The organism is Ruminococcoides intestinihominis (assembly GCF_040096285.1).
Lineage (GTDB): Bacteria > Bacillota > Clostridia > Oscillospirales > Acutalibacteraceae > Ruminococcoides > Ruminococcoides intestinihominis.
In genome coordinates this window covers 1-5,168 of the sequence record NZ_JBBMEY010000073.1, presented here as the reverse complement: position 1 = coordinate 5,168, position 5,168 = coordinate 1, and the positions used below count along the sequence as shown (strand labels likewise).

Below are 5,168 nucleotides of genomic sequence, written 5' to 3'. Positions count from 1 at the left end.
TGAGGAGTACTTCTTTCTTAGGTTAATGTTTTTTTAGCTATTCCATTATACCATATTTTGAAGTTACTCCTCTTTTTTATTGGGTCATATCATTTTAGCACATACATTAGTACAATATCGTAATATTACACAAAGAAATAACCCACTAGCTAACTAGTGGGTTATTAGTATATATTAAGGATTAGGGAATAACGGTAAATTCTACTGTGCTGATGCTAGTGATAATTTAGGTGGATAGCAAATCAATTTTAAATTACCACTAGCTATGCACTATATTAAAATTACTCAAAAGTAAAGGCATTATCCTTGAAGTCACAAGTAATTTTGTTGTCCTTAGATACTTTACCTTCAAGCATTTGTTCAGACAGGGCATCTTCAATCTTGGTTGTGATTGCTCTTCTTAGAGGTCTTGCACCGTAATCGGGGTCGTAACCTTCCTTAGCAATTTCCTTAACTGCTGTATCTGTGAAAGTAATATCAACACCAAGACCATGTAGTCTTTTCTTTAGAGTATCAAGCATCTTACCGGCAATTTGTTCAATATCCTTCTGATTTAGCTTGTTGAATACAATAATGTCATCAACACGGTTTAGGAATTCCGGTCTGAACATACTCTTTAGTTCATCAATAACCTTGCTCTTAACTTCTTCAAAAGAATTTTCCTTTTCTTTTTCTGATGAGAAGCCTAGGGAACTGTTCTGATGATCTGTAATAATTCTTGCACCAACATTACTTGTCATAATGATAACAGTGTTCTTAAAATCAACTGTTCTGCCTTGGCTATCTGTTAGACGACCATCTTCAAGAATCTGTAGCAAGATGTTAAATACATCAGGATGAGCCTTTTCAATTTCATCAAACAAGATAACTGAATATGGTTTACGACGAACCTTATCTGTTAGGTAACCACCTTCATCATAACCAACATATCCTGGAGGTGAACCGATTAGTTTGCTGACTGTGTGCTTTTCCATATATTCAGACATATCAAGTCTGATCATAGCATTTTCATCACCAAACATAACCTCTGCAAGTGACTTACAAAGTTCTGTTTTACCTACACCTGTTGGTCCTAGGAAGATAAATGAACCCACAGGACGCTTAGGGTCTTTTAGACCTACTCTACCTCTTCTGATAGCTCTGCTGATTGCTGAAACTGCTTCATCCTGACCGATAACTCTCTTGTGAAGAATTTCTTCCATCTTTAGTAATCTTTCAGACTCTTCCTGAGTTAGCTGTACAACAGGTACACCTGTCCAGTCAGAAACAATCTTTGCAATATCTTCGGCAGTAACTTCTCCACCTTGCTGATTATCCTTGTGCCACTTTTCCTTTTCAGTATTTAGCTTTTCGTCAAGTGACTTTTGTTCATCTCTTAGCTTTGCAGCTTTTTCAAAGTTTTGAGATGCAACTGCTGCTTCCTTTTCCTTTTCAAGTTCCTTAATCTTATCTTCAATAGACTTAACATCGGTAGGCATTGTCATGCCTTCAAGTCTTACTCTTGAAGCTGATTCATCAATAAGGTCAATTGCCTTATCAGGTAGGAAACGGTCTGCAATATATCTTGAAGATAGCTTTACTGCTGCCTCAATAGCCTCATCGGTAATCTTTACCTTATGGTGAGCCTCATATCTGTCTCTTAAACCTTTAAGGATTTGTATAGCCTCATCTTCACTTGGTTCACCAACCTTAACAGGTTGAAATCTTCTTTCCAGAGCTGCATCTTTTTCAATGTACTTCTTGTATTCATTGATAGTTGTTGCACCAAGTACCTGGAAGTCACCTCTTGCCAGAGAAGGCTTTAGAATATTAGCAGCATCTGTTGAGCCTTCTGCTGAACCTGCACCGATAATTGTGTGAAGTTCATCAATAAATAGGATAACATTGTTAGTATTCTTTACTTCTTCAATGATACCCTTAATTCTCTCTTCAAAGTCACCTCTGTACTTTGCACCGGCAATCATTGAGTTAAGGTCAAGAGCAATAATTCTCTTATCCTTTAGAATTTCCGGTACTTCACCGTTGGCAATCTTTAGAGCAAGACCTTCGGCAACTGCTGTTTTACCTACACCGGGTTCACCGATTAGAACAGGGTTGTTCTTTGTTCTACGGCAAAGGATTTGTACTACTCTCTGAATTTCTTCAGTTCTGCCAATTACAGGGTCAATCTCGCCCTTTCTTGCAGCCTCTGTTAAATCTCTGCCATAAGTATCAAGAGCCTTAGTAGAACCGTTGCCACCCATACCTTGACCGTCAGCACCCATACCATTCATAGACTGGAAGTTATCTTCACCATTGCCTAGGTTTAGTGAGTTGCTGATTTCTCTCACAATATTATCGGTATTAGCACCAAGTTCTCTTAAAAAACTTACTGAGTAACTGTCGTTATCAGATAGAATTGCAAGTAGTAAATGTTCTGTGCCAACAAAGTTGTTGCCAATTCTGTTAGCAATATATACAGCCTTTTGCATAACTCTCTTTAGTCTTGGAGTAAAGTCTTCAATAGAAAGAACACTCTTTGAACCTACACCGATTGTGTGTTCAATTGCGTTTCTAAGGTCAGTTTCTTTTACACCTGATTGAGAAAGGATAGTTGATGCAAAACCCTCTTTATCCTGTGTAAGTGCAAGTAGCAAATGTTCTGTACCTACATATGTGTGGCCTAGTTCAGATGCTACCTTAATTGCACCGTTTAGTGCATCATTAGCTTTTTGTGTGAAACCTTTGAAGTTATACATAAATAACACCTTCCTTTCGATAAGGAAAGCAAATTCCTTATCAGTTTAACTTATTTCTAATATATTCTGCCCTACTAATATCTCTATCTTTTACTGTGATTTGTTCACCTAAAATAGTCATTAGTGTTGCAGGTTGTATTTCTATTAATAAATCATTAATTGTTTCAATGTTAATATTGTCAATCAACCCGGTACTTATGCCAAATCGCACATTTGAAAGTAAGTTTACTGCCTCTTTGTGGCTCATAATACAAGCTGTCTTTAGAATACCCAATGAACGCATAACCTTGTCTTTGGTTTCAATAGACTTTACCAAAGTTTCTCTTTGCTTTAATTCTTGACTAATAAGTTGGTTTGTAATGTTCTTTAGATTTTCTATTGCTGACTTCTCAGAAATACCAAGGCTAACTTGGTTAGACAGCTGATAAATAGCACCTTCAGAGGAAGAACCCTCACCATGTGCTCCACGAATTGTAAGACCTAATTTATTAAGATTATTGGCTAACATATTCATAGCACCTGACTTTTTCAGTGCCGGTAAATGCAACATTACTGATGCTCTCATACCTGTACCTAAGTTGGTAGGACACTGAGTTAAGTAACCTAACTTTTCATTAAAAGCAAAATTAAGTTGCTCATCAAGCAATGTATCTAGCTTGTCAGCTAAGTCATAAGCCTCATCAAGACAAAAACCATTTTCAATAACCTGTAGTCTTATATGGTCCTCTTCATTTAGCATAATGGAAACTGTACCGTTGTTAAGTAACAAAACTGCTCTGCCTGAAGTATTGCTGATAAATTCGGGACTTACAAGGTGTTTCTCAACTAAAGAAACCTTCATTGTTTCTGACATATTGTCAAAATCAATATACTGAAAATCCTTTGCTATAGCTGAGTTACCGTTAATAAGTGCCTTCCTTACCTTTTCATCAACTTCAGCTTTGCCTTTGTCACTTAACCTGCAAGGAAAAGGATAATCCTTCAAGTTCCTTGCAAGTCTTATTCTGGTTGATATTACAATATTATTATCCATTGTTGTCCTCCATTGCCTTGATTTCATCTCTTAACTTAGCAGCCTCTTCAAAGTTCTGAACCTTAACTGCCTCATCAAGTCTTGCCTTTAGGTCGGACAACTTATCCTTTGGTTGTGGCTTTTCTTCTACATTATCAGGAGTTTCGGTATATTCAATACCGGCTACTGACTTCTTGCCACAATGGGTTGTGTTGCCATGAATTCTTCTGATTGATGGTAAAAGCATATCAAAGAAGGTGTCATAACAATCTGCACAACCTACCATACCACTGTCGGCAATATCATAATAGGTACTGCCACAAGTTTTGCAGTGTGTTGACTGACTTCTTGATGGTAATGTGTTACCGAAGAATGAACCTAACAAACTGTTAAATTCTGAACCAAAGTCAGAGAAGAAGCTGTTTGTTGTATAGCCCATTTCCTTTGCACATTCAGGACACAAATCATATTCTTTGTAGTCACCGTTGATTATTGTTTTAATATGAGTATTGGCATTATTCTTACCACATTTTTGACATTTCATAAATCATTCCTCCTAGCTAATTGTTGCAATCAACATATTCTTAAATATTGATGCCCTTAAACTATCTCTAATGTTTTGTGGAGCAGTCGCCAAAGCTCTGTCTGACAATGCAACCATCATTACATTAGCTAACTTTCTATCAAGTAGTTGCTGACGGTATAAATTTTTAATCATCACCTCTGCAGTTACCTTATCAATTTTATCACCGATAGAATTGACAATGTGCATTACAAGTGTTTCGTTATCAGCGTGAACTCTTGTAATTCGGATATAACCGCCACCTCCTCGTCTTGATTCAACCATATATCCTTGTTCCGGTGTAAACCGGCTGGTAATAACATAATTTATCTGACTTGGCACACACCCAAGGGTAGTAGCAAGTTCATTTCTTTGGATTTCTGCGTTCCCGTTGTGGTCATCCAGCATTTCCAAAATCGTTTGAGCTACTAAGTCACTCATCTTCATACTACTCATCTCTTTTCAATATCTATATATTGAAGGTTCTTTTCTTAACCTCTCTTAATTTTGTGACTTTATTATAGGTCTAAAGTCAGATAAAGTCAAAGTCAAAGAAAGTCAAATACGAACCACTAAATCCGTTTATCTTAAATTAGCTCACTAATACTCTTGTTTTCTTAAATTTTTAAAAATTTTAGACTTTTTTTGACCTTTAATAAAAAGTTTGACTTTCCACTATATTTTTTAACCTTTTTTAATTTTGTTTGTGGGTAAAGGTGAATTAGATATTTGTCTTTTCAATTTGGATTATTGGTTAAGGTTAGTTCGATAAATTAGGGTTTGTAGGGGTAAGTAGGTAGTAACAAATTTTAGCAAATAAGGCTCCCTTGTGTAAAGGGAGCTGTCGCTCGTAAAT

At 36.4% G+C, this 5,168-nt stretch carries 4 protein-coding genes; all 4 read right to left on the bottom strand.

The genetic code is table 11. The annotated features are described in order from the left end of the window. Positions 1-281: 281 nt before the first annotated feature. The 4 genes from WMO18_RS10495 to WMO18_RS10480 are packed head-to-tail and all read right to left on the bottom strand — an operon-like array spanning position 282 to position 4,768. Positions 282-2,738, bottom strand: a complete 2,457-nt coding sequence (locus WMO18_RS10495; RefSeq protein WP_211148290.1) for an ATP-dependent Clp protease ATP-binding subunit — start codon at positions 2,736-2,738, stop codon at positions 282-284. A 40-nt stretch (positions 2,739-2,778) separates the two neighbouring features. Continuing rightward, entirely contained in the window at positions 2,779-3,771 is a 993-nt protein-coding gene (locus WMO18_RS10490; protein WP_248004740.1) for a protein arginine kinase, read from the bottom strand. Beyond that, positions 3,764-4,294: a UvrB/UvrC motif-containing protein gene (locus tag WMO18_RS10485; RefSeq protein WP_022505283.1), complete on the bottom strand. Its 531-nt coding sequence runs from the start codon at positions 4,292-4,294 to the stop codon at positions 3,764-3,766. Before WMO18_RS10485 ends, WMO18_RS10490 begins: the two co-directional genes overlap by 8 nt. 12 nt (positions 4,295-4,306) lie before the next feature. Then, complete coding sequence (locus WMO18_RS10480) at positions 4,307-4,768, bottom strand: CtsR family transcriptional regulator (RefSeq protein ID WP_296076279.1); 462 nt, start codon at positions 4,766-4,768, stop codon at positions 4,307-4,309. Positions 4,769-5,168 lie beyond the last annotated feature (400 nt).